The organism is Ruegeria atlantica (genome assembly GCF_013032005.1).
Taxonomy (GTDB): domain Bacteria; phylum Pseudomonadota; class Alphaproteobacteria; order Rhodobacterales; family Rhodobacteraceae; genus Ruegeria; species Ruegeria atlantica_A.
In genome coordinates, this window is sequence record NZ_WQBE01000001.1 from 578,940 (window position 1) to 600,994 (window position 22,055).

At 56.6% G+C, this 22,055-nt stretch carries 23 protein-coding genes; 11 read left to right on the plus strand and 12 right to left on the minus strand.

Features of this window, described 5'->3' with window-relative positions; all coding sequences use genetic code 11:
* Positions 1 to 22 precede the first annotated feature (22 nt).
* From GOX21_RS02845 to GOX21_RS02865, 5 genes are all read right to left on the minus strand, one after another.
* Positions 23 to 1,063, minus strand: coding sequence for a substrate-binding domain-containing protein (locus GOX21_RS02845; RefSeq protein WP_170348719.1), 1,041 nt, complete (start codon positions 1,061 to 1,063; stop codon positions 23 to 25).
* A gap of 194 nt (positions 1,064 to 1,257) precedes the next feature.
* Complete coding sequence (locus GOX21_RS02850; protein ID WP_170375361.1) at positions 1,258 to 2,304, minus strand: sensor histidine kinase; 1,047 nt, start codon at positions 2,302 to 2,304, stop codon at positions 1,258 to 1,260.
* Positions 2,305 to 2,326: 22 nt separating this feature from the next.
* Positions 2,327 to 2,851, minus strand: coding sequence for a gamma carbonic anhydrase family protein (locus GOX21_RS02855; RefSeq protein ID WP_170358490.1), 525 nt, complete (start codon positions 2,849 to 2,851; stop codon positions 2,327 to 2,329).
* A complete protein-coding gene (gene gmk / locus GOX21_RS02860) occupies positions 2,848 to 3,489 on the minus strand; it encodes a guanylate kinase (protein WP_170348722.1) in 642 nt (213 codons plus the stop codon). The genes GOX21_RS02855 and gmk overlap by 4 nt, the downstream gene beginning before the upstream one ends.
* A 17-nt stretch (positions 3,490 to 3,506) precedes the next feature.
* Positions 3,507 to 4,397, minus strand: a complete 891-nt coding sequence (locus GOX21_RS02865) for a YicC/YloC family endoribonuclease (RefSeq protein WP_170375362.1) — start codon at positions 4,395 to 4,397, stop codon at positions 3,507 to 3,509.
* Positions 4,398 to 4,628: 231 nt separating this feature from the next.
* Between GOX21_RS02865 and GOX21_RS02870 the strand changes: the two genes are divergently transcribed.
* Positions 4,629 to 5,303, plus strand: a complete 675-nt coding sequence (locus tag GOX21_RS02870) for a PAS domain-containing protein (protein ID WP_170375364.1) — start codon at positions 4,629 to 4,631, stop codon at positions 5,301 to 5,303.
* Between the two features lie 52 nt (positions 5,304 to 5,355).
* Here GOX21_RS02870 and GOX21_RS02875 read toward each other — a convergent pair whose 3' ends face one another.
* Positions 5,356 to 6,726 carry a class II 3-deoxy-7-phosphoheptulonate synthase gene (locus GOX21_RS02875; RefSeq protein WP_170348725.1) on the minus strand — a complete coding sequence of 457 codons (1,371 nt, stop codon included), beginning with the start codon at positions 6,724 to 6,726 and terminating at the stop codon, positions 5,356 to 5,358.
* Positions 6,727 to 6,895: 169 nt separating this feature from the next.
* Here GOX21_RS02875 and GOX21_RS02880 point away from each other — a divergent pair, with 169 nt between their 5' ends.
* Positions 6,896 to 7,900: a GlxA family transcriptional regulator gene (locus GOX21_RS02880; RefSeq protein ID WP_170348726.1), complete on the plus strand. Its 1,005-nt coding sequence runs from the start codon at positions 6,896 to 6,898 to the stop codon at positions 7,898 to 7,900.
* Between the two features lies 1 nt (position 7,901).
* On the opposite strand, the gene GOX21_RS02885 is transcribed toward GOX21_RS02880, so the two are convergent.
* Positions 7,902 to 8,996, minus strand: coding sequence for a PQQ-dependent sugar dehydrogenase (locus GOX21_RS02885; protein WP_170375366.1), 1,095 nt, complete (start codon positions 8,994 to 8,996; stop codon positions 7,902 to 7,904).
* Between the two features lie 166 nt (positions 8,997 to 9,162).
* On the opposite strand from GOX21_RS02885, the gene GOX21_RS02890 reads away from it, so the two are divergent.
* The 4 genes from GOX21_RS02890 to GOX21_RS02905 all read left to right on the plus strand — a co-directional run bounded on the left by GOX21_RS02890 (position 9,163) and on the right by GOX21_RS02905 (position 12,451).
* Positions 9,163 to 10,344: an ABC transporter substrate-binding protein gene (locus GOX21_RS02890; protein ID WP_170375368.1), complete on the plus strand. Its 1,182-nt coding sequence runs from the start codon at positions 9,163 to 9,165 to the stop codon at positions 10,342 to 10,344.
* Between the two features lie 106 nt (positions 10,345 to 10,450).
* A complete protein-coding gene (locus tag GOX21_RS02895; protein ID WP_170358499.1) occupies positions 10,451 to 11,239 on the plus strand; it encodes an ABC transporter ATP-binding protein in 789 nt (262 codons plus the stop codon).
* The gene (locus GOX21_RS02900; protein WP_170375369.1) at positions 11,236 to 12,078 is read left to right on the plus strand and encodes an ABC transporter ATP-binding protein; all 843 of its coding nucleotides are present in this window, start codon (positions 11,236 to 11,238) and stop codon (positions 12,076 to 12,078) included. The genes GOX21_RS02895 and GOX21_RS02900 overlap by 4 nt, the downstream gene beginning before the upstream one ends.
* A 1-nt stretch (position 12,079) precedes the next feature.
* Complete coding sequence (locus GOX21_RS02905) at positions 12,080 to 12,451, plus strand: hypothetical protein (RefSeq protein ID WP_170375371.1); 372 nt, start codon at positions 12,080 to 12,082, stop codon at positions 12,449 to 12,451.
* Between the two features lie 195 nt (positions 12,452 to 12,646).
* On the opposite strand, the gene GOX21_RS02910 is transcribed toward GOX21_RS02905, so the two are convergent.
* Positions 12,647 to 13,000: a hypothetical protein gene (locus GOX21_RS02910; RefSeq protein ID WP_170375373.1), complete on the minus strand. Its 354-nt coding sequence runs from the start codon at positions 12,998 to 13,000 to the stop codon at positions 12,647 to 12,649.
* Between the two features lie 422 nt (positions 13,001 to 13,422).
* Between GOX21_RS02910 and GOX21_RS02915 the strand changes: the two genes are divergently transcribed.
* The 4 genes from GOX21_RS02915 to GOX21_RS02930 all read left to right on the plus strand — a co-directional run bounded on the left by GOX21_RS02915 (position 13,423) and on the right by GOX21_RS02930 (position 16,766).
* Positions 13,423 to 13,800: a hypothetical protein gene (locus GOX21_RS02915; protein WP_170375375.1), complete on the plus strand. Its 378-nt coding sequence runs from the start codon at positions 13,423 to 13,425 to the stop codon at positions 13,798 to 13,800.
* 206 nt (positions 13,801 to 14,006) lie between these two features.
* The gene (locus tag GOX21_RS02920) at positions 14,007 to 15,017 is read left to right on the plus strand and encodes a branched-chain amino acid ABC transporter permease (RefSeq protein WP_170375377.1); all 1,011 of its coding nucleotides are present in this window, start codon (positions 14,007 to 14,009) and stop codon (positions 15,015 to 15,017) included.
* On the plus strand, positions 15,014 to 16,327 hold the full coding sequence (locus tag GOX21_RS02925; RefSeq protein ID WP_170358509.1) for a branched-chain amino acid ABC transporter permease: 1,314 nt from the start codon (positions 15,014 to 15,016) through the stop codon (positions 16,325 to 16,327). Before GOX21_RS02920 ends, GOX21_RS02925 begins: the two co-directional genes overlap by 4 nt.
* A 187-nt stretch (positions 16,328 to 16,514) precedes the next feature.
* Entirely contained in the window at positions 16,515 to 16,766 is a 252-nt protein-coding gene (locus GOX21_RS02930) for a hypothetical protein (protein WP_170348736.1), read from the plus strand.
* 44 nt (positions 16,767 to 16,810) lie between these two features.
* On the opposite strand, the gene GOX21_RS02935 is transcribed toward GOX21_RS02930, so the two are convergent.
* Entirely contained in the window at positions 16,811 to 18,352 is a 1,542-nt protein-coding gene (locus GOX21_RS02935) for a helicase HerA-like domain-containing protein (protein WP_170375379.1), read from the minus strand.
* A gap of 438 nt (positions 18,353 to 18,790) precedes the next feature.
* Between GOX21_RS02935 and GOX21_RS02940 the strand changes: the two genes are divergently transcribed.
* Positions 18,791 to 19,387, plus strand: coding sequence for an invasion associated locus B family protein (locus GOX21_RS02940; RefSeq protein WP_170375381.1), 597 nt, complete (start codon positions 18,791 to 18,793; stop codon positions 19,385 to 19,387).
* A 67-nt stretch (positions 19,388 to 19,454) separates the two neighbouring features.
* Here the strand turns inward: GOX21_RS02940 and GOX21_RS02945 are convergent, their stop codons facing one another.
* Genes GOX21_RS02945 through lpxD form a run of 3 tightly spaced genes read right to left on the minus strand, consistent with a single transcriptional unit; the run spans position 19,455 to position 22,054 of the window.
* Positions 19,455 to 20,663 (minus strand): beta-ketoacyl-[acyl-carrier-protein] synthase family protein, encoded by a 1,209-nt coding sequence (locus tag GOX21_RS02945; protein WP_170375382.1) that lies wholly within the window; start codon positions 20,661 to 20,663, stop codon positions 19,455 to 19,457.
* 9 nt (positions 20,664 to 20,672) lie between these two features.
* Entirely contained in the window at positions 20,673 to 20,930 is a 258-nt protein-coding gene (locus GOX21_RS02950; protein WP_170348740.1) for an acyl carrier protein, read from the minus strand.
* Positions 20,931 to 20,962: 32 nt separating this feature from the next.
* Entirely contained in the window at positions 20,963 to 22,054 is a 1,092-nt protein-coding gene (gene lpxD / locus GOX21_RS02955) for a UDP-3-O-(3-hydroxymyristoyl)glucosamine N-acyltransferase (RefSeq protein ID WP_170375384.1), read from the minus strand.
* Position 22,055: the final 1 nt, after the last annotated feature.

The following is a 22,055-nucleotide window of genomic DNA, read 5'->3' on the forward strand; positions in this document are numbered from 1 at the left end:
CCGGTTCGGTTTTCGATATGGATTAGGAACCACCGCCCAGAACGGCTTCGTTTGCAACAGTTTCCTGAACCTTGCCCAGTTCCGGGTCAGAGACCAGGCCGTACTCGGCCAGCGGGCCATCGGGGCCTGCAATCTCATCCGCGACAAAGAACTCAGCATATTCTTTCAGGCCGGGAACCACGCCGATATGCGCTTTTTTCACGTAGAAGAACAGCGGGCGCGACACCGGGTATTCGCCCGATGCGATGGATTCGGTCGACGGAACAACGTCTGACATGGTCGCAACCTGCAGCTTGTCAGTGTTGTTTTCGTAGAACGCCAGACCAAAGACGCCGATGCCGTCCTTATTGCTATCGATGCGCGCCAGGGTCTCGGTATAATCGCCGTCGATGTCGACCGAAACGCCGTCGGTGCGCAGAGCGATACAGGCTTTCTCAGCCGCCTTTTTGTCGTCGCCGTTGGCAGCTTTGTAGACGTCAAAGTCGCCCAGATGCTCACAACCGGCCAGGATCACCTTATCTTCGAACACTTCACGGGTGCCGTGCTTGGTGCCCGGGATGAAGGCTGCGATGGGTTGCGCCGGGAAATCCGGGTTCACGTCGGCCCAGGTTTTGTTCGGGTTGTCGACCAGCTCGCCGTCCACAACGATCTGCGCGGACAGGGCTTTGTACCAATCTTCCGGCGTGAACTCGAACGTGTTGCCGTTAATGTCCGAGGCGAACACGATGCCATCATAACCGATCTGCACTTCGATGATGTCGGTCACACCGTTTTCGGCACAGGCTTTGATCTCTTTTTCACGGATCGCGCGCGATGCGTTTGCCACGTCGATGGTGTTTTCGCCAACACCTTCGCAGAACCGCTTGAGGCCCGCTGACGAACCACCCGACTCGACAACTGGTGTCGGGAAGTCAAAGTTTTCACCGAAGGCTTCTGCAACGATCGAAGCATAAGGCAGCACGGTCGAAGAACCCGCGACCTGAACCTGGTCACGCGCAGCAGCAGCGGTGGCCGATACGGCAGCGATAGCAAGCGCCGAAGCCGACAGTTTTACAAAGGACATTCCAGTCTCCTTGATCATATCAGTTTGTGATCATCCCCATGATGATCTTGCGCCAACGTCTAAAAGTCGCGCGTAAGCCTTTTGTGACAGGTATGTAACAGCTTTATGACAGATCGCATGAAAACAGGCCGTTGGAACGCAAAGCTGCAATGCGCTTTTTACATGACAGGCAGACCACGTCTGGCAAGCTTTTGTTATCGCGGCAATATTACGGTAAAGGTTGAACCCTTTCCAACTTCGCTTTGCATCCGCAAACGCCCGCGATGGCGGTTGATTATGTGTTTTACAATCGCAAGGCCCAGCCCGGTTCCGCCCAGTTGTCGCGATCTGTGGCTGTCGGCGCGGTAGAATCGCTCGGTCAGGCGGGGCAGGTGTATCGCGTCAATGCCGGGCCCCTTGTCACTGACCAAAACCCTGACAGCCGGACCACGCATGACGGAATCGCGTTCGGATGATTCCACCCGAATGTCGACGCTGCCCCCACTGCCACCGTATTTGATGGCGTTCTCGATCAGGTTGGTGAAGACCTGACGCAGCTGGTCGCCATCCCCGATCAGCGAGACAGGCCCTTCTGGCGCGTTCAAGCTCACCTCGACGTTGGCACTCTCGGCCAGCGGGCGCAGTGAGTTCAGCGTTGATTGCAACAGCCCCGTCAATTCAAGCTGATCTTTGGGCCGCACACGTTCTTCGCTTTCGACACGGTTTAGTGACAGCAGATCCCCCACCAATCGGTTCATACGATTGGCTTCGTCGGCCATGATCTCAAGAAACCGCGCGCGCGCGGCGGCGTCATCACGCGCCGGACCACGCAACGTTTCGATGAAGCCCATCAACGCTGTCAGCGGTGTGCGCAACTCATGACTGACATTCGCCACGAAATCCCGCCGCATCTGGCTGGCCTGCTCGACATGCGAGACATCTTGGAAAGTCGCCAGCATGGCACCGCCGGACACCGCCCCTACACCGTTCAGATAACGGCATTCAACCTCGAACGTGGTGTCCTGCGCTCCGTCATTGGACAGGTGGCGCGCCTTTGCCGGACCATTGGTATGCAGGCACTGTTCAATTGCATCAATCACCCCAGGTTGCCGCAAAATCGTCGCGAAATGCCGACCGACGATATTCTGCGTCAGCAGGGTTTTGGCATCGTCATTGGCGGCAATGATCCGTTCGGTCTGGTCGACCATCAAAGCCGGCATCGGAATGGCCGAGACAAGTTCGGCAAGCAGGTCGTCTGACATTCTTCAGACCCTTCCCGGCAAGTTAGGACACAGGCTTCATCTCGTCACGGAACCGGCGCATATTCTGTTGATAATGTAACGCGCTGAGCGTGATTTTCTGCGCCGCGGCTTCGTCCAGTTCCCGCACAACCTTGCCCGGCGTTCCCATGACCAGCGAGTTGTCGGGGATTTCCTTGCCTTCGGTGATCAAGGCCCCTGCCCCGATCAGACAATTCTTACCAATCTTTGCCCCGTTCAACACGATGGCTCCCATGCCGATGAGCGTGTTTTCCCCGATCGTACACCCATGCAGCATCACCTTGTGGCCGATGGTACAATTCTTACCGATGGTCAGAGGATAACCGGCGTCGATATGCATGATGCAATCTTCCTGCACATTGCTGCCTTCGCCCACGCGAATCTCTTCATGATCAGCGCGGATGGTGCAGCCGAACCAAACCGAGGCCCCTTCTTCCAGCACTACTTTGCCAATCAAGTTGGCATCGGGTGCAACCCAAGTATCGTCGTGGATCTGTGGTGCGTGTTCGCCCAAGGCATAGATGGTCATGACAAACCTTCAAATTCGTTCTGCAAGGTGCGTACGTGGTCTTGCAGTCTTGGTTGTTGGATACGGCGCATACGCTCTGCGCTGACGATGGTTTTCAGCTTTTCCTCGGTTGTATCCAGGTCATCGTTGACCAGTACATAGTCGTAATAGCCCCAGTGGCTGATTTCATCCCAGCTTTTGAGCATCCGCTTGGCGATCACGTCCTCGCTGTCCTGCCCGCGGGTTTCCAGGCGGCGGCGCAATTCGGGGATCGAGGGTGGCAGGATGAAAATCGACAATGCGTGCTTACCCAGATCCGAATTGCGGATCTGAACCTCACCCTGCCAATCCACGTCAAAAAGAACATCGCGGCCCGCATTTATCGAGTCCTGCACCGGGCCAGCCGGAGAGCCATAAAAGTTCCCAAACACGTGCGCATGTTCCAGCATCTGACCCTTGGCAACCTGCTGTCTGAATTCATCCTCTGACAGAAAGTAATATTCCCGTCCGTGTTCTTCGCCCGGACGAGGTGCGCGGGTCGTGGCCGAAACCGAGAACTCCAGACCTTCATCCCAGGCCATAAGCCTGCGGGCCAAAGTGGATTTCCCCGCCCCGGAAGGCGAAGACAGGATGATAAGTAGGCCGCGGCGATCTGCCATGTCAGTTGTTCCCATCGTCATTCAACATTTTGCACCTGTTCGCGCATCTGGTCTATTACGGCCTTCAGCTCAAGCCCAACCGAGGTCAGCTCGGCGCTTTGCGCCTTTGAACACAGCGTGTTGGCCTCGCGATTAAACTCCTGCATCAGGAAATCCAGCTTGCGCCCCACGGCCCCATCCTGCGACAGCAGATCGCGTGCGGCGTTCACATGCGTTTTCAGGCGGTCAATTTCTTCGGTGATATCGGATTTGACCGCGATCAGCGCCAATTCCTGCGCGACCCGGTCCGGGTCAGCCCCTTGCGCATTGTCCAGCACACGGGCCAGATTTTCGCGCAGTGCCTCGGCGGTCTTGTCCTTGCGTTGTTCTGCAAGCTCGGCCGCTTGCGCCGTTAAGTCAGCGACCTGAGCAAGCTGCCCGTCCAGAATGTCTGCCAGAGCCTTGCCTTCTGTCTGGCGCATGTCGACGAAAGCTGCCAACAGGTCGGCAAATTCGTTCGTCAATTCCTTGACCAGAGGCGCGGGGTCGTCCACTTCACTGCCAGCCTCCAACATTCCTCTCAGCCCTATCAGGTCCGCCGCGGTCGAAGGTGCCAGCGCGACGCCGCTTTCTGCCGCCATTTCCTGCGTACGGGCCAGCGCAGCAAGTGCCGCGCCCATGGCGTCTTCATTCAGAACCAGATCAGGGGCAGTTTCTTCGCGGCTTAACCGTAAGGACAAGGTGACATTTCCCCGGCTCAGTGATTTGGACAGCTGGCCGCGCAAGGCGGTTTCGAGCCCGGTCAGCCACTCGGGCATGCGCAACCGTATGTCCAGACCCTTGCCGTTCACGCTGCGCAGATCCCACGTCCAGCTATGGGGTCCATACGCCCCTTTGCCTGCGGCGAATCCGGTCATGGATCTGATCATGTTGGCTGTCCTTGTCTGCTCGGTTGTCGCACCTAATGCCATCGGCGGGCGCAGGGCAAGAGTTTGCTGGTTTTCGGCCTTCGTCCAGAAGTTAACCATTCGTTAAAGAATTCCTCCAAAATTGACTCAACTCGTGTCAATTTGGCTTTGGTCAGGGATGATCGGACCTGAAGGGTCCCGATATCTTGAATTTTAGATAAATGACGGGCGATTGACGCTAGGGTGATGTAAATGAAAACGTTTTTCGGTAACAGGTTCGGATCGAACTCTGGAAAGATCGTCGCAATGGATCGTTTTGACAGCGGGCGCAGCCTCTCGCCCATCCGACAGGTCGAGGCGTACTGGACCGCGCTGTTAACCGGCGACGGTGTCCCCAAACGTGCGCAGATCGATCCGCGCGGGCTTGAAAACGTTTTGGAATACACGTTCATTCTGGAACGTATCGCGCCCGGTCTGGCCCGGTTTCGTCTGGCTGGAAGCCACCTAACACAGCTGGCAGGCATGGAAGTGCGCGGCATGCCGTTAACCGCGTTTTTCGAACCCAGCGCTCGTGGCCAGATATCGGACGTATTGGAGCAGGTCTTTGCCCAGCCGGCAATTGCCGAGCTTGGATTGGTCGCCGCCGGTAAACTGGGCCGCAGCCAGTTGCAGGCACGTATGATCCTGTTGCCCCTGAAAAGCGATCTTGGCGATGTCAGCCGCGTGTTGGGTGTCATGATGTCCGACGGTGCAATGGGCGCGACGCCTCGCCGTTTCTCAATCCCCGACACCAGAGTGCGGGCTGTTTCAGACGTTCAGGCACCGCAACAACCGGCGCAGCAAATCTCGGCCGGGTTTGCGGAAGAGCAAGCAGAATTCAAGAAACCCGGATCACATCTACGGCTGGTTGCGTCACGGGACGACTGACAAAAAAGGCGGGCCAATGCAGCCCGCCTTTTAACCTTAAAGACAGTAAGTCTTAGCTGGCTTCACGTTTGTTGCGATCGCGGCGCAGGTTGGTCAGTTCTTCGGCAACCAAAAAGGCCAGTTCCAGCGATTGCGTAGCGTTCAGTCGCGGGTCGCAAGCAGTGTGGTAACGATCCGAGAGGTCCTCTTCGGTCACGGCACGCACCCCACCGGTGCATTCGGTCACGTCCAAACCGGTCATCTCAAAATGCACGCCCCCAGGGATGGTGCCTTCGGCCTGATGCACACCAAAGAAGTCGCGCACCTCGCGCAGGACTGAATCAAACGGACGGGTTTTGTAGCCCGTCGCCGATTTGATTGTGTTGCCGTGCATCGGGTCGCAGACCCATGTGACTTTGGCGCCCTCTTCCTTGACGGCCTTGACCAGACGCGGCAGATGCTCACCCGCCTTGCCCGCACCAAAGCGCGCGATCAGGGTCAGGCGACCTTCCTCGTTTTCAGGGTTCAACTTGGACATCAGAACCTTGAGGTCTTCTGCCGTGGTCGAGGGACCACATTTCAGGCCAATCGGGTTCAGGACGCCGCGGCAGAATTCTACATGCGCCCCGTCCGGCTGACGGGTGCGGTCACCGATCCAGATCATATGGCCCGAACCGGCCAGCCAGTTGCCAGAGGTGGAATCAAGACGGGTCAGCGCCTCTTCGTATTCCAGCAGCAGGCTTTCATGGCTGGTGTAGAACTCAACGGTCGAGAACTCATGCGTGGTGTCCGCCGTGATCCCTGCCGCGCCCATGAAGTCGATAGTGTCCTGAATACGGTCGGCGATTTCCGAGTATTTCTGCACGTCCTGTACATCGGTGAAGCCCAAAGTCCAGGAATGCACCATGCTCATATCGGCGAAACCACCGGTCGAGAAAGCGCGCAAAAGGTTCAGGGTCGCAGCCGCCTGAGTGTAGGCCTGCAGCATCTTGCCCGGATTCGGAATCCGTGCTTCGGGTGTGAAGGCCAGTTCGTTGATGATGTCACCACGGTAGCTGGGCAGCTCAACGCCATCCACCACCTCGGTCGGGGCGCTGCGCGGTTTGGCGAATTGGCCGGCCATGCGGCCCACTTTGACCACCGGCACCTTGGCGCCATAGGTCAGAACCATTGCCATCTGCAGCATCACCTTGAACGTATCACGGATCGCATCCGCGCTGAATTGTTCAAAGCTTTCCGCACAATCCCCGCCCTGCAACAGGAAGGCCTCTCCGCGACCGGCGGCACCCAAATGTTGCTTCAGACGCCGTGCTTCGCCCGCAAAGACCAGCGGGGGATACTGTGAAAGCTGCGCCTCGACCTTGGCCAGCGCGGCCGCGTCGGTATAGTCTGGCATTTGAACCCGGGGCTTGTTGCGCCAGTTCGTTTTTTGCCATTCAGTCATAGCTTTGATCTCCGCTGAAGTATTCAGGTTGCTTCTATACAAAATGCATTGAAGACTGACCATATACGATTTGGCCCTCTTGACGCAGCAAACAAGCTTTGATCAAGGTGGCTGCCAAATCTGACGTCGGACAAAAAGTCGCCGGGCGCCGAATCAAGGACACCTCGCCATGCAAGAGCAACGCCAAGTTGTCACGGTGGAAGACACTGCGGCCAACTCCCGCAATTTCGTATTTGTCCTTTTGGACAAATTTTCTCTGCTGTCGTTTGCTTCGGCACTAGACAGCCTGCGCATAGCCAACCGTATGGCGGACAAAACGCTGTATACGTGGACATTGATGGGTGAAGGTGGCGAAACAGTCAGCTGTTCGGCCGGAACTACCTTTGCGCTGGATTCAGACCTGGTTGAGCTGCAGCGCGACGATGTTGTCATGATCTGCGGTGGGGTCGACGTTCAGGCGGCGACCACCAAGAAGGTGTTGAACTGGGTGCGCCGCGAGGCAAGGCGCGGCTTGCGCATCGGTGGCCTATGTACAGCGGCATATACTTTGGCCAAGGCCGGGCTGTTGGATGGCAAACGCGCAACCATTCACTGGGAAAACTCCGACAGCTTTGTCGAGGAATTCGACGAGGTTGAACTGACCAAGTCCGTCTTTATCGTCGACGGCAACCGGATGACGACGGCAGGCGGCACGTCTTCCATCGACCTGCTGCTTAAAATCATTGCTGACGACTTCGGCGAGGATTTGGCGAATGCCGTTGCGGATCAGATGATCTATTCCTCGATCCGCACCGACCAAGACACCCAGCGTCTATCGACACCAACTCGGATTGGCGTGCGCCACCCGAAACTGAGCCAGGTCATCCTGATGATGGAAAAGAACATCGAGGAACCGATCTCACCCTCGATTCTGGCCAAGGATGTCGGCATGTCGACGCGGCAGTTGGAACGTCTGTTCCGCCGCTACCTGAGCCGTTCGCCCAAACGGTATTACATGGAGCTGCGCCTGCACAAAGCGCGCAACTTGTTGATGCAAACCGATATGAGTGTGATCAATGTGGCGCTGGCCTGCGGGTTTGCCTCGCCAAGCCATTTCTCGAAATGCTACCGGGCGCATTACAATACCACGCCTTATCGCGAGCGTGGAGCGCAGGGCGACCGGTTGTCGGTGTAAGTTACTCAGGGATCATACGATAGACGGCCCCTTCACCCACGGAAATGAACCAGATTGACCCGTCAGGGGCCTCGACTATGTCGCGCACCCGATTCGTTTCAGGGCCCTTGATCTGTTCAACCTCGCGCAGCGGCGATCCCGCCAGCCGCGCGATATAGTCGAATTTGAGCGACCCAACGAAGATATCCCCTTTCCAGTCCGACCAAAGCTTGCCGGAATAAACCATCAGACCCGAAGGGGCGATGGAAGGGTCCCAATAATGCTCTGGTTGTTCCATACCCGGCTTCGCGGTGCCTTCTCCTATTTTGTCGCCGGAATAATGCACGCCAAAGGAGATGACTGGCCAACCGTAGTTCGACCCTGGCTGAACCAGATTGACCTCATCCCCACCTTTTGCCCCGTGTTCCGATATCCAAAGGCGGCCCCTTGCGTCCAAACCGGCCCCTTGCGGATTGCGATGGCCATAGGACCAGATCTCAGGCCGCACACCGCTTGCCTGAACAAAGGGATTGTCACCGGGAACCGATCCGTCACGGTTCACGCGGACCACCGTGCCATTATGATTGGACCTGTCTTGCGCCTTGGGGCGTTCCCCCCTGTCGCCGATTGTGACGAACAAAGTTCCGTCCTTAGCTTCCACCACGCGGGAACCGTAGTGACGCCCTGATGAACCACCCGGGACAGCCTCGAAGATCACACGCAGGTTGGTCAGCCGATCACCGCGTTCAGACAATCGGGCCACCGCAAGGGCAGTTCCAGCACCACCGCGCTGTGGTTTGGAAAAGGTCAGGAATATCTCGCGTGTTTGGCTAAAATCACGGGCGACCGTCACGTCCAACAAACCACCCTGCCCTTTGGCCAAAACGTCGGGCACACCCTTGACGGATTTGGCTTTCCCATCCGCAACATAAAGCAGTTTGCCATCACGTTCGGTGATCAAAACCCCCTGGCTCGGCAAAATACCAATTGCCCATGGGGCATCCAATCCTTCGACCATCGGCGTCACTCGCACAGGGCCAGAAGAAGTTTGCAGTACGTCGGCACTGAGCAGCCCCGCCTTGAAGACAAGAAACAGAATCGTGAAAACTCTCAACATTCAGCTCTCCACCTGCAGCATGCCAGCCGCCAGAAACGGGACAAACCCAACAAAACAATCAGAACTTCAGGTGGCAACCACACAATTGCGTGAGGACTTTTCTTTTCCGAACAGCTTGCCTAGGGTCGTGCCCAGAACGAACACGTTCCAATTTGGGAGTAACCACATGAAAAAGCTGCTTACTGCAACCGCAGCAACCGCACTGTTGGCCGGCACCGCCATGGCCGAAGACGTTAAACTGGGCATTATGTTCGGTTTCACCGGCCCGATTGAATCGCTTTCGCCAGCAATGGCGTCCGGCGCTGAGCTGGCGATGAAAGAGGTTTCGGAATCCGGCAAACTGCTGGAAGGGTCCACCGTAACGCCCGTACGTGCTGATACGGGCTGCGCTGACAATGCTCTGGCCACCGCTAATGCGGAACGTCTGGTTGCCGAAGGCATCAACGGCCTTGTTGGCGGAGACTGTTCGGGCGTAACCGGTGCCATTCTGCAAAACGTCGCCGTGCCGAACGGTATGGTCATGATCTCACCTTCGGCCACCTCTCCGGGCCTGTCAGTTATGGAAGATAACGGCCTGTTCTTCCGCACGTCCCCATCGGATGCGCGCGAAGGCGAAATCATGGCCGACATCCTGAAAGAGCGCGGCGTCAACTCGATCGCTCTGACCTATACCAACAACGACTACGGCAAGGGCCTGTCCGAGGCGATCAAATCCTCGTTCGAGGCGCTGGGCGGTGAGGTAACCATCGTTGCCGCGCATGAAGACGGCAAGGCCGACTATTCGGCCGAAGTCGGCGCGCTGGCATCGGCAGGTGGCGACATTCTGGTCGTTGCGGGCTATCTGGATCAGGGCGGTCTGGGCATCATTCAGTCCTCGCTGGACAGCGGCGCATTTGACACCTTTGGTCTGCCGGGTGGCATGATCGGTGACTCGCTGCCTGAAAACGTCGGTCCGGATCTGAACGGCTCGTATGGTCAGGCCCCGGGATCGAAAAGCGAAGCTGCGGATTCGTTCTTTGCCATGGCCGAAGCCGAGGGTTTTGACGGCTCGTCCATCTTCGTGCCCGAGTCCTATGACGCAGCGGCGCTGTTCCTGCTGGCCATGCAGGCGGCGGGTTCCAGCAACCCGGCGGACTATGGCGGCAAGATCATGGATGTTGCCAACGAACCGGGTGAAAAGATCTATCCGGGTGAGCTGGCCAAGGGTCTGGAGCTCCTCGCAGCAGGCCAAGACATCGACTATGTCGGCGCCTCGGGTGTTGAGCTGATCGGCCCCGGCGAAAGCGCCGGTGCATACCGCGAAATCGAAGTCATCGATGGTGAGATGAAGACGGTTAACTACCGTTAAATCCTCATCTGACAGAGCAAAACCGAACAGCCCGGGCCTTGTGTCCGGGCTGTTTCAGTGACAAAAGGCTGCACCTCTGTTTTCGGGGAAAAGGCAAGGGAAAACCATGATCGTCGTTGAGGACGTGCATAAGCATTTTAGCGGATTCCACGCGGTGGACGGTGCTTCGCTGGAAATCCAAAAGGGCTCGATCACCGGCCTGATCGGACCGAACGGTGCGGGCAAGACAACCCTGTTCAACGTGATCGCGGGTGTGTTGCCGCCGACCAGCGGCAAGGTTTTCATGGATGGCGAAGATATCACTGGCCTGCCTCCGCATGAGCTGTTTCACAAAGGGCTGCTGCGCACGTTCCAGATCGCGCATGAGTTTTCGTCAATGAGCTGCCGCGAGAACCTGATGATGGTGCCCGGCGCGCAATCGGGTGAATCACTGTGGAACACCTGGTTTGGCCGCAAACGCATCGCCGACGAGGAACGCGCCCTGCGCGCCAAGGCGGACGAGGTGTTGGAGTTCCTGACCATCGAACACCTGGCCGACCACAAGGCAGGTCAGGTTTCGGGCGGGCAAAAGAAACTGTTGGAACTTGGCCGCACCATGATGGTCGACGCCAAGATCGTGTTTCTGGACGAGGTCGGCGCAGGCGTGAACCGCACCCTGCTGATGACCATCGGCGACACCATCCTGCGCCTGAACAAAGAACGCGGCTATACCTTTGTCGTCATCGAGCATGACATGGATTTCATCGGCAAAATTTGCGACCCGGTGATCTGCATGGCCGAGGGCAAAGTGCTGGCCGAGGGCACTCTGGACGAGATCAAGGCCAACGAACACGTGATCGAGGCTTATTTGGGCACCGGCCTGAAGAACAAAGACAAGCTGGAGGCCCAGACATGACTGCGGGCGCAAGCGACAACCCCTATCAGGACGATCACGGCAACAAGGACGCAACAATTGCCAATACCAAGGGCATTGGCACAATGACCCCCGCGCATCCAACCAGCGGAGAAACCCACAAGGTCAGTGGCGGCCCCTTCCTGATCGGAGATACCATGACCGGTGGCTACGGCAAGGGACCCGACATCCTTCACGACTGCACTATTGCCGTCGACAAGGGCGAAATTGCAGTGATTGTCGGCCCCAACGGCGCGGGTAAGTCCACCGCGATGAAGGCCGTGTTCGGAATGCTGGATGTCCGTGCCGGGTCGGTGCGGCTGGATGGCGAAGACATCACCAAACTGTCGCCACAGGATCGGGTGATCAGGGGGATGGGCTTTGTGCCGCAGACCTCGAATATCTTCACGTCCATGACGGTCGAGGAAAACCTAGAAATGGGTGCCTTCATCCGGCGCGACGATATCAGCCAGACGATGGAGCAGGTCTATGACCTCTTCCCGATCCTGCGCGACAAGCGCAACCAGGCGGCCGGAGAGCTTTCGGGCGGTCAACGCCAACAGGTCGCCGTCGGCCGGGCGCTGATGACCCAGCCCAAAGTGCTGATGCTGGACGAACCCACCGCCGGTGTCTCACCCATCGTGATGGATGAGCTGTTTGATCGGATTATCGAGGTATCCCGCACCGGGTTACCTATCCTGATGGTCGAACAGAACGCCCGTCAGGCGCTTGAGATTGCGGATAAGGGATATGTTCTGGTGCAGGGACGGAATGCCTATACCGGCACGGGTAAGGAATTGCTGGCTGATCCTGAGGTGCGGAAGAGTTTCTTGGGGGGGTAGAATGAAAAACCTAGCCACCAAGATTCTTGTTGCGGCATTTTTGTTGGCGCCTCAAAGCTTGGCAGCGCAAGTATCTTCATATGTTTGTAAATTCGACATTGAATGCTCGCCCAATGAAGGTTGTCAAAAAAAAGAAATGGACCTGACCTTCTTTTTGGACGGGCAAGGCAAGGCGTTCATGCAGGGAAATGTAGGGCTAGTCCAAGTTGTTCCCGTCGCCGGCACTCAAGCATTTTCCTTCGTGGAGCCACTTGAGTCCGGAGTAGTTCAATCCACAACAGTGTTGACAGACGGGACGGCAGTCCACTCTCGGCATACGGCGATAATGGGAGACTTCGTTGTCGCGCAATGGCACGGCAATTGTTCAAACTAAACTGGGTTAGATTAAATTCCGCGCCGATTACTTTTATTGATCCTGTTAAATTGCAGATTCACTCCAGCAAAATCGCAGCAAGGCCACCTGATTTCGCTTCGGTAGCCTCGCATGTTTGACATTCTTACGCGTTGATTTGTCGAGAAAGGAATGCATAGACTTGCGCGTATATAACCACTGAACTCCTAGTATCGTTCACCCAATCGGATCACCACAAGACCCGAAATCCTGTGCGGCATGCGGGCCTTTGATCGACATGTCGTAGTTCAGGTCCTCGAAATCCACGACAAAAGTCACAACGTCTTGGTCCATGATGTGCAGGAATGTCAGTGAGTTCAGACCGGCAATGATCGTGGCCTCTCCGCGGATGTCATCAGTGACGATAAATCCCTTATCCGTGGCTCCGGACCTCGCCAATGTCACCGCGCCGCCAGTATTGTCCGATACGCAATTAACGACGAAATCCGCCCCGTCCAGAGGGTCGCTTGATGCGGCATACGCTATTGCCGGCAAAACCGCGCTCAATATCACTGCTGCGTAGAATTTCATGATGTACCTCCCTTTATTCAGCGCCCTCGGACACAGGGCAAGATCATCAATTAGCTCAATAACTTCAACAGGCTGCACGACGGCCCTCACTTTCAGTTGATCCCAGGTGAAAGGCTGTGTTCGCGTGTCAACGCCTCTTTGACACGGTTAAACCGCGTGCTTTCAGGCAATCAATCGTGGCGAGAAAATGGCGTTTGCAGCTTTGCGCCACTGGTCGGATAAACAACCTCCAATAAAACGGTTTGTTCCCAGCTGGTTACTTCTTTCACGCGCGGAATGGAAAAATCAGCCCGTTCAGAATTCCGCCCTGTCTCGGCTCAATTTCCGCCACGATCCGCGCCTAATCACGAACGCGCGAACAGCGGGAATCCTGATTGGATTCTCAAATATTTCGGGCAAGTGCCCCCTTCAGGAGACATATTATGAAATATCTGGCTGCGCTTGCCGCCATCGTTCTGCCTGCGACCGCGCAGGCCGTGTCGCAAGCCCCCGCGCAAGGTGAATTTGTTTACGAGTGCCAGATTACCGAAACCTGCAACCCCGGTGGGTGCAATCCAATTGAACCAGCCCACCAGGTCGTGCTGAAACAGATCGAAGGGCAATCCAAGGGCTTGCTGCTGGCCGAGGGTCAAGAACATGAAGTCCTTGTGATCCCCAGCCTCGGCGCGCAGGAATTTCTGCAAATTCTAAGCAACGGTAGCGTGGGATACACGGTTGCATCAGAGACCGGCCACCTTGAAGTTCGCGCCTCTGGCGGGCAACAGCGCAACGAACGCGGGGTCTGTACACTCAAAAATTGACCACATTTACTATCGCAAGAACAGCAAAGCTGAACCAGCGACGCGTCTGACGGACATGATCCTGTCAGGCGCGCCTTGATTGCCCGAAAGGAACGCTGCCCATATGCAGTTTTTCTTCGGAATTCGACCGTCCATAACCGTTGAAATATTGTGTCTTTGCGCGCGGGTATGCCATAAGGCCGCACCCGGCGGAATGAGAAGGTGAGATGGACATACTGAACGCGCTTGTCGCGCTTGCGAATTTTGTGTTGGTGCCTGCAATTGCTTATGGCAGCCAGCTGGCACTGGGGGCGCTGGGGGTCACGCTGATCTACGGTATCCTGCGGTTTTCCAACTTTGCCCATGGCGACACGATGGCCTTTGGCGCGATGATCGCCGTTCTGGTCACCTGGGGGCTGCAGGCCGCTGGGGTCAGTTTTGGTCCGCTGCCGACCGCCCTTTTGGCTCTGCCCTTTGCCATATTGGGCTGTATCGTTCTGGTGCTGATCACCGACCGATTGGTCTATCGATTTTATCGCGAGCAAAAGGCCAAGCCGGTCATTCTGGTTATCGTGTCGATGGGCGTGATGTTCATCATGAACGGTCTGGTGCGGTTCATCATCGGCCCGGACGATCAGAGGTTTTCGGACGGTCAGCGGTTTGTGATCTCCGCACGTGAATTCAAGGCCATGACTGGGCTGAATGAGGGGCTGGCGATCAAGACATCTCAGGGCATTACCGTCATCGTTGCAGTTGTTGCCGTTGTGCTGTTGTTCTGGTTCCTCAACAAAACCCGCACTGGCAAATCGATGCGCGCCTATTCCGACAATGAAGATCTCGCCCTGCTGTCCGGTATCAACCCCGAGCGCGTGGTGATGATTACATGGATCATCGTTGCGGCGCTCGCGACCACGGCCGGGGTCCTGTACGGGCTGGACAAGAGCTTTAAACCTTTCGTTTATTTCCAGCTACTTCTGCCGATTTTCGCCTCGGCCATCGTCGGCGGTCTGGGCAGTCCTGTGGGGGCCATCGCGGGTGGATTCATCATCGCCTTTTCTGAGGTCACGATCACTTACGCCTGGAAAAAGGTGCTGACCTATCTTGCCCCGGAAAGCCTGGAGCCGTCGGGATTGGTGCAATTCCTGTCCACCGATTACAAATTCGCCGTAAGTTTTGTCATTTTGCTGATCGTGCTTCTGTTCAAACCTACGGGTCTGTTTAAGGGGAAAGCGGTATGACCGAGCCTGTCAAAAATACGCTGCTTTTCGCTGTTGTCGGTGGCCTAATCCTGCTGACCGGATTCACGCAAAGCTGGAACGCCGCTATATTGATCCTGAACATGGGACTGATCTCGGCCATCATGGCGCTTGGGGTGAACCTGCAATGGGGTTTTGCCGGTTTGTTCAACGTCGGGGTCATGGGTTTCGTTGCGTTGGGCGGGCTTGCCGTTGTGCTGGTCTCGACCCCGACAACACCTGGCGCCTGGTCTGCCGGAGGTTTCGGTATTGTGCTGGCCCTGCTGCTGGGCGCTGCAACCGTTGTGGCCACAGTTCTGGTGGCGCAGAAGATGCCCAAAGGGCGGGTTCGGACTTTGTCGATCATTGCCATTCTGATCATCGGCTTCTTTGTTTACCGTGCTGTCCTCGATCCCAATACCGCAGCGGTCGAGGCCATTGAACCGGCTGTTGCGGGCAACCTCGGCGGCCTGAATCTGCCTGTCCTGCTGGCTTGGCCCGCGGGTGGATTGCTGGCAGCTGGTGCAGCGTGGCTGATCGGCAAAACTGCTCTGGGCCTGCGCTCGGACTATCTGGCCATCGCCACGCTGGGGATTGCCGAGATCATCATCGCGATCTTGAAAAACGAGGACTGGTTGGCCCGGGGCGTCAAAAACGTCTACGGCATCCCGCGCCCTGCGCCGGTCGTTGGGTACGAGGTCGATCTGCAGAATGACCCTGGCTTTGTCGCTCGCGCCGAATGGTTGGGGCTGGATACAGTCACGGCTTCGACGCTGGCGGTTAAACTGGGCTATTCGTTTCTGTTCCTGATCGTTCTGCTGGTCCTGCTCTGGATGGCGCAAAAGGCGCTGAACAGCCCGTGGGGCCGCATGATGCGCGCCATTCGTGACAACGAGGTCGCGGCCGAGGCGATGGGCAAGGACGTGACCCGCCGCCATTTGCAGATCTTTGTGCTGGGCTCGGCCATCTGCGGAATTGCAGGTGCTATGATGACAACGTTGGACGGCCAGTTGACCCCCAGCGCGTATCAGCCATTGCGGTTTACATTCCTGGTCTGGGTAATGGTAATCGTCGGTGGATCGGGTAACAATTTTGGTGCGGTACTGGGCGCGTTCGTGATCTGGTTCCTGTGGGTTCAGGTCGAACCTATCGGGCTGTGGCTGATGAACCTGATCACCGCTGGATTGCCTGATGGCAGCGCGCTTAAGGCACATCTGATCGAAAGCGCCGCGCATATGCGCCTGCTGACCATGGGGTTGATCCTACTGATTGTTCTCAGATTCAGTCCAAGGGGCTTGATCCCCGAGAAATAGATCACTTTCAGGGGAATATTCGGAACCGCGCCTCAAAATCGGCGCGGTTTCTTGATTCATGAACCGAACCTTAATAGACCGAATTATCGTTGGGCAGTTTCCGGACCTGCGCCAGATCGCCTTCACGGTTAATTAGTCAGTTGACGCTGATACTACAGGTCACCTCTCGAGAGTAAGAAGACGACACATGAAAACTTCGTTTATCCCAAAAATCCTAATGCTGACAGTTGTTGCCAGCCTGGCCGCATGTATCCCGTCACCCGAAGATCTGGAAACCGATCCAGTTCAGGTCCAGACCTCAAAGGGTGTGGTGACGTGCCAGTTGTACCGCCCGGATCGCGTCATCTGGGATCGTGCCATCGACTACCCCGCGACCAAGATGTCTGTGGCCGAGGCTGACGGCTACTGCCGGCAGGAAGGTCAGCGTCGTCTGAAGTAACCAAATAGCGCCGCGCAGCGAAACGGCTGTGCGGCGCCTTGGGCTTACCTAGCGCGGAACAACCCGCCCAGAATTCCACGAACAATGCGGCGCCCGGTTGTTCCTTTTAGCTCTTTGATGACGGCCTCGCTCATTGCTGTAGCAAAGGTATCTTTCTGCCGCTTTACGCGAGAGGAAGATCGCCCGACCCGGCCACCGGAATAGCGCCTGGCCGTGGCGAACTCGCGTTCAGCGACAGATTGTGTCTCTTCTTGTTCTTCTGCTTTTGCAGCAGCCTGCGCGGCCTGATCGGCGCGTGCCTGCAGAATTTCAAAGGCCGATTTCCGATCCTTCAATGTGCCATACTTGACCTGCATCGGTGACGCCGTCATGACCGCCTGACGCTCGGACGCGGTGATTGGCCCAAGTTGTGTTCCCGGTGGACGGATCAGCGTCCGTTCAACAATACCTGGCACACCCTTCTTCTGCAGCATCGACGTGACCGCTTCACCTACGCCAACCTCTCGGATTGCGGTTTCGGTGTCGAAGGCCGGGTTTTCGCGATAGGTTTCGGCCGCCAAACGCAGGTTCTTGCGATCCCGCGCGGTAAAGGCACGCAGCGCGTGCTGCACCCGATTGCCAAGTTGTCCCAGAATATCTTCGGGAATATCCGCCGGGTTTTGCGAGATGAAGTAGACGCCGACACCCTTGGAACGGATCAGCCGTGCGACCTGCTCTACTTTGTCTACCAAAACCTTGGGCGCATCTTCGAACAACAAATGGGCCTCATCAAAGAAGAACACCAGTTTGGGTTTGTCGGGGTCGCCAACCTCGGGCAACTCCTCGAACAGCTCACTCAACAGCCACAACAGGAAAGTCGCATAGAGACGCGGCGACCCCATTAGCTTATCCGAGGCCAGGATGTTCACCATCCCCTGCCCGTTCGCATCAGTACGCATCAGATCAGCCAATTCCAGCGCGGGTTCTCCGAACAAATTGGTACCGCCCTGGTTTTCCAACACCAACAACCGCCGCTGAATCGCCCCAATCGAAGCAGTCGAGACATTGCCATAGCGCAGGGATAACTGTGTGCGGTTCTCACCGATCCAGACCAGCAGGGCTTGCAGATCCTTTAGGTCTAGCAGCGGCATCCCTTCTTCATCCGCCACTCGGAAAGCAATGTTCAGAATACCTTCCTGCGCCTCGCTCAGATCCATGAGCCTAGACAACAGCAATGGCCCCATTTCTGTAACGGTCGTTCGAACAGGATGGCCTTGTTCGCCGAACAGATCCCAAAATGTTACCGGGCATGCAGCATAGGTATAATCCTGAAAGCCGATGCGCGCCGCGCGATCCTGAAACGCCTGGTGCAACTTGTGACTTTCACTGCCCGCCATTGCCAACCCGGACAAGTCGCCTTTGACATCGGATAGAAACACCGGGACGCCGGCAGCCGAGAACCCCTCGGCCAGGATTTGCAACGTCACCGTTTTGCCTGTGCCCGTCGCCCCTGCGATCAACCCGTGCCGGTTGGCATATTTGAGGGTCAGGTTTTGAGGCTGGCTGTAATCTTCACCCGCGCCGCCTAGAAAAATGTTTTTGTCCATGTAGGTAATGCCTTAATTTCCACCGATCTGGACCCAGCATACAAAGTTAACCTTTGACTGCGATAGTCATTTTGCTGCCCTCGCTGTCAGAGGTCGGGTGCGGCAAACTTCCTCCCTGTCGACTGACCGCGCCTTCGGGCGCGGTTTTTTTAAAGCAATGCTGGTTCTTCCATTAAAATTTCAGGTTTTCAGTTGACGCATGCGACCGCCTTTCGTAACGTCTGCGCATAACTAAGTCGGCCAGTCCGACGGGGAGAAAATTTTATGAAAGGGAGCCGCTCCACCGGTTCCCTTTCTTTTTTGTTTCATCCAGGTTTCAAGCACTGGAAAGCGGCAAAAAGCTGACTACGGTCACCCATTTGTGCAGCTTAATGCCTGACACCATGATCCAAGGATGATAGACGGGTCAAAAAGCTCAATCACATTGCCGAGGCATTCATGATCAAGAACACTCTATCTCTCAGCCTTGTGGCCGCTGCGCTTTGGTGTGGTGCCGCTTATGCACAAGAAGCAACGCAGGATGCCGAGGCTCCGCAAACCCAAACCGGTGCTGACCTGGATCTTGGGGAATCCGGCCCGCGTATTGGCGAGCAGTACCTTAAGGAAGAGACCGGCGACTGGGCAGTCATGTGCATCAATACAGGAACTGACAGCGAACCTTGTGTCATGCGACAGATTCTGACCGGTCAGCAAGACCAGCCCATTGCGGAAATAACGATTGAAAAGCTGCCCGAAGAAGCTCCGGTCGTAGCTGCTGCGATCATCGTTGTGCCCCTCGAGGTGCTTTTGCAAGCTCAGATATCCTTGTCGATCGACGGAGCGCCGGGCAAACGATACAATTATCACCACTGCAACCCCGTTGGGTGCCTTGCGCGAGTGGGCTTTACCCAGCAAGACCTCGAAGCTTTGAAGGGTGGGACCAAAGGTACCTTGTCGATGGTTTCTGTTCTGGCACCTTCGCAGGCGCTGCAATTGGAAATATCACTAGCAGGGTTCACTGCCGGGTTTGACCAGCTGGAAGTCATCAAAAACTAATGACTAGTAAAACAGAAAACGCCGCCCAGTCCTTCGGGCGGCGTTTTGTCGTTTTGCTTCCAAAGCTTCAGACCCGTTTCAGAGCCAAAACCGCGTTCAACCCGCCAAAGGCAAACGCATTGCTAAGCGCAACATCCACCTTCGCATCTCGCGCCTCATTTGGCACCACGTCCAATGCACATTCGGGATCTGGATCTTCATAACCGATGGTTGGGGCGATCACCCCGTCGCGCAACGCCATGATACATGCCAGCAACTCGACCGCGCCTGTACCCCCAATCAAATGCCCGTGCATGGATTTCGTGGACGATATCATCAGGTCGTCCGCGTGCGGCCCGAACACACCGGCCACCGCCGCGCATTCGGTCTTGTCGTTCGCCGCTGTGCCCGTCCCATGCGCATTGATGTACCCGACCTGGTCCGCATTCAGGCGCGCATCGGTCAGCGCACCTGACATGGCCCGTGCCGCGCCCTGCTTACTGGGCATCACGATGTCAGACGCATCCGAGGACATGGCAAAGCCGACAACCTCACACAGGATATCTGCCCCTCGTGCGCGCGCATGTTCGTATTCTTCAAAGACAAAAGCCCCAGCCCCTTCGCCCTGCACCATTCCATTTCGGTTGGCGCTGAACGGGCGGCAAGCGTCCTTGGACATCACGCGCAGGCCTTCCCAGGCTTTGACGCCGCCAAAACACAACATGGATTCTGATCCACCCGTGATCATTGCAGGTGCGGCGCCGCTGCGGACCATCTGAAACGCCAATGCCATCGCGTGATTGGATGAGGCGCAAGCGGTTGAAACCGTAAAACTTGGCCCCTTCAGGTTATGTTCCATAGACACGTGGCTGGCCGCCGCGTTGTTCATCAGTTTGGGCACCACAAATGGATGCACACGGTTTTTACCGTCCTCGTAGACGGAACGGTAATTATCGTCCCAAGTGGACACGCCGCCACCGGCGGTGCCAAGAACGACACCGGACCGAGCAGCAAGATCTCCGTGAAACTCGATCCCGGATTGGTCAATCGCCTCTTTCGCGGCGGTCAGCGTGAATTGCGTAAAGCGATCGTAAAGGCTCATCTGCTGGCGATTAAACCGCCCTTCGGCCTCGAACCCGCGCACTTGGCCGCCGATTTTGATGGAAAGCCGCTCAACATCGCGGAATTCAAGTTGCGAGATACCACAACGCCCTTCGCGCATAGCTTCAAGCGTATCAGGGACAGAGTGACCCAGCGAATTAATCGTCCCGGCCCCGGAAATAACAACGCGTTTCATAATTTCAGGTCAGACCTTTTCCGACACAAGCTTTTCGATCCCGGCAATGATCGCTGCCACATTTGAGATATCGAAATCACTGGCTTGTGGTTCATTCGCGTTGAACGGGACCGAGATATCGAACTCTTCTTCGATGGCGAAAATGCTCTCGACCAGACCCAGGCTGTCGATACCCAGATCTTCAAGTGTACTTTCGGGCGTGACGTCCGAAGGCTCCAGCACGGCCTGCTCAGCAATGATTGCGATGACGCGGTCGGTGATGCTCATGTCGGTCCTCTGATTTTCCCGTTGCGGATGATTTAATCACTCGGGGGCTGTTTGAAAACAGCCTTTTTCAACGCCTCAACGTCACGCGCCATGCGGGGCAAACGACGTTGTGCTTTGTAGATGTCGGTATGGGTTTCCATTTTGATGGCCGGATATCCCATTAGTACCCGACCCGCAGGAACGTTGGACAGGATTTTAGTGCCGCCCGCCGCTATCACGCCGTCACCGATAAAGATGTTGTCGACCACGCCGGTCTGGCCACCCAGTACCACGTTATTGCCAATCTCGACCGAGCCGGACACGCCAGCCTGACCACAAATTAGACAATCCTGCCCAACCCGTGTGTTGTGCCCCACATGCACAAGATTGTCCAACTTGGACCCGTTTCCGATGCAGGTATTCCGGATCGTTCCGTTGTCGACGGTACAATTGGCGCCGACTTCAACGTCATCCCCGATCTCAACTGCACCCAGCGAGTGAATGCGAAGCCAGCTTTGCGCCCGCGCATCACCTTTGTCGCCCATTGTTTTGCGGACATTCTCAACATCCGAAACCTCGGGGGTAACAAAGCTGAACCCGTCGCTCCCGATCCGTGCGCCGGGTTGGGCAATGAAACGATCACCGATCTGCGCCCTGGACCCGATGCTAACCATCTCACGTAACATGGCGTTTTCGCCCAGAACCGTATCCATGCCAATCACGCAATGCGGGCCGATAACTGCGCCTTTGCCAATACGAACCCGCGCACCGATGACGACCAAGGGGCCGATGGCTGCATTTTCTGCGATCTCTGCTGTTGGGTCGATGACGGCTGACGGGTGAATGCCCGGCGCAACGCCCTGCCCGCGGTCCAGCATTGCGGTGACCCCGGCCATCGCCATGCGCGGACGGGGCACGAAAATAGCGGCCTCCAACCCCAGCGATTGCCAATCTGCGCCTTCCCACAACACAGCTGCCCGCGCCGAGCCGCTACTTAGCGCCTCGGCATATTTCGGAGACATCGCCATCGCCAGATCGTTTATCGTCGCGTCGCCGGGCTCGGCCGCGCGTTCAACGATCAGATCTGTATCGCCGTCGCTTTCAGCTCCGAGGGAGTCGGCGATTTGCTGGATGGTGTAGTGCATA

Excerpts from the sequence above, each read along its gene's own strand:
- GOX21_RS02845 (WP_170348719.1), bottom strand. The coding sequence starts at position 1,063 with ATGTCCTTTGTAAAACTGTCGGCTTCGGCGCTTGCTATCGCTGCCGTA.
- GOX21_RS02850 (WP_170375361.1), bottom strand. The coding sequence starts at position 2,304 with ATGTCAGACGACCTGCTTGCCGAACTTGTCTCGGCCATTCCGATGCCG.
- GOX21_RS02855 (WP_170358490.1), bottom strand. The coding sequence starts at position 2,851 with ATGACCATCTATGCCTTGGGCGAACACGCACCACAGATCCACGACGAT.
- gmk (WP_170348722.1), bottom strand. The coding sequence starts at position 3,489 with ATGGCAGATCGCCGCGGCCTACTTATCATCCTGTCTTCGCCTTCCGGG.
- GOX21_RS02865 (WP_170375362.1), bottom strand. The coding sequence starts at position 4,397 with ATGATCAGATCCATGACCGGATTCGCCGCAGGCAAAGGGGCGTATGGA.
- GOX21_RS02870 (WP_170375364.1), top strand. The coding sequence starts at position 4,629 with ATGAAAACGTTTTTCGGTAACAGGTTCGGATCGAACTCTGGAAAGATC.
- GOX21_RS02875 (WP_170348725.1), bottom strand. The coding sequence starts at position 6,726 with ATGACTGAATGGCAAAAAACGAACTGGCGCAACAAGCCCCGGGTTCAA.
- GOX21_RS02880 (WP_170348726.1), top strand. The coding sequence starts at position 6,896 with ATGCAAGAGCAACGCCAAGTTGTCACGGTGGAAGACACTGCGGCCAAC.
- GOX21_RS02885 (WP_170375366.1), bottom strand. The coding sequence starts at position 8,996 with ATGTTGAGAGTTTTCACGATTCTGTTTCTTGTCTTCAAGGCGGGGCTG.
- GOX21_RS02890 (WP_170375368.1), top strand. The coding sequence starts at position 9,163 with ATGAAAAAGCTGCTTACTGCAACCGCAGCAACCGCACTGTTGGCCGGC.
- GOX21_RS02895 (WP_170358499.1), top strand. The coding sequence starts at position 10,451 with ATGATCGTCGTTGAGGACGTGCATAAGCATTTTAGCGGATTCCACGCG.
- GOX21_RS02900 (WP_170375369.1), top strand. The coding sequence starts at position 11,236 with ATGACTGCGGGCGCAAGCGACAACCCCTATCAGGACGATCACGGCAAC.
- GOX21_RS02905 (WP_170375371.1), top strand. The coding sequence starts at position 12,080 with ATGAAAAACCTAGCCACCAAGATTCTTGTTGCGGCATTTTTGTTGGCG.
- GOX21_RS02910 (WP_170375373.1), bottom strand. The coding sequence starts at position 13,000 with ATGAAATTCTACGCAGCAGTGATATTGAGCGCGGTTTTGCCGGCAATA.
- GOX21_RS02915 (WP_170375375.1), top strand. The coding sequence starts at position 13,423 with ATGAAATATCTGGCTGCGCTTGCCGCCATCGTTCTGCCTGCGACCGCG.
- GOX21_RS02920 (WP_170375377.1), top strand. The coding sequence starts at position 14,007 with ATGGACATACTGAACGCGCTTGTCGCGCTTGCGAATTTTGTGTTGGTG.
- GOX21_RS02925 (WP_170358509.1), top strand. The coding sequence starts at position 15,014 with ATGACCGAGCCTGTCAAAAATACGCTGCTTTTCGCTGTTGTCGGTGGC.
- GOX21_RS02930 (WP_170348736.1), top strand. The coding sequence starts at position 16,515 with ATGAAAACTTCGTTTATCCCAAAAATCCTAATGCTGACAGTTGTTGCC.
- GOX21_RS02935 (WP_170375379.1), bottom strand. The coding sequence starts at position 18,352 with ATGGACAAAAACATTTTTCTAGGCGGCGCGGGTGAAGATTACAGCCAG.
- GOX21_RS02940 (WP_170375381.1), top strand. The coding sequence starts at position 18,791 with ATGATCAAGAACACTCTATCTCTCAGCCTTGTGGCCGCTGCGCTTTGG.
- GOX21_RS02945 (WP_170375382.1), bottom strand. The coding sequence starts at position 20,663 with ATGAAACGCGTTGTTATTTCCGGGGCCGGGACGATTAATTCGCTGGGT.
- GOX21_RS02950 (WP_170348740.1), bottom strand. The coding sequence starts at position 20,930 with ATGAGCATCACCGACCGCGTCATCGCAATCATTGCTGAGCAGGCCGTG.
- lpxD (WP_170375384.1), bottom strand. The coding sequence starts at position 22,054 with ATGCACTACACCATCCAGCAAATCGCCGACTCCCTCGGAGCTGAAAGC.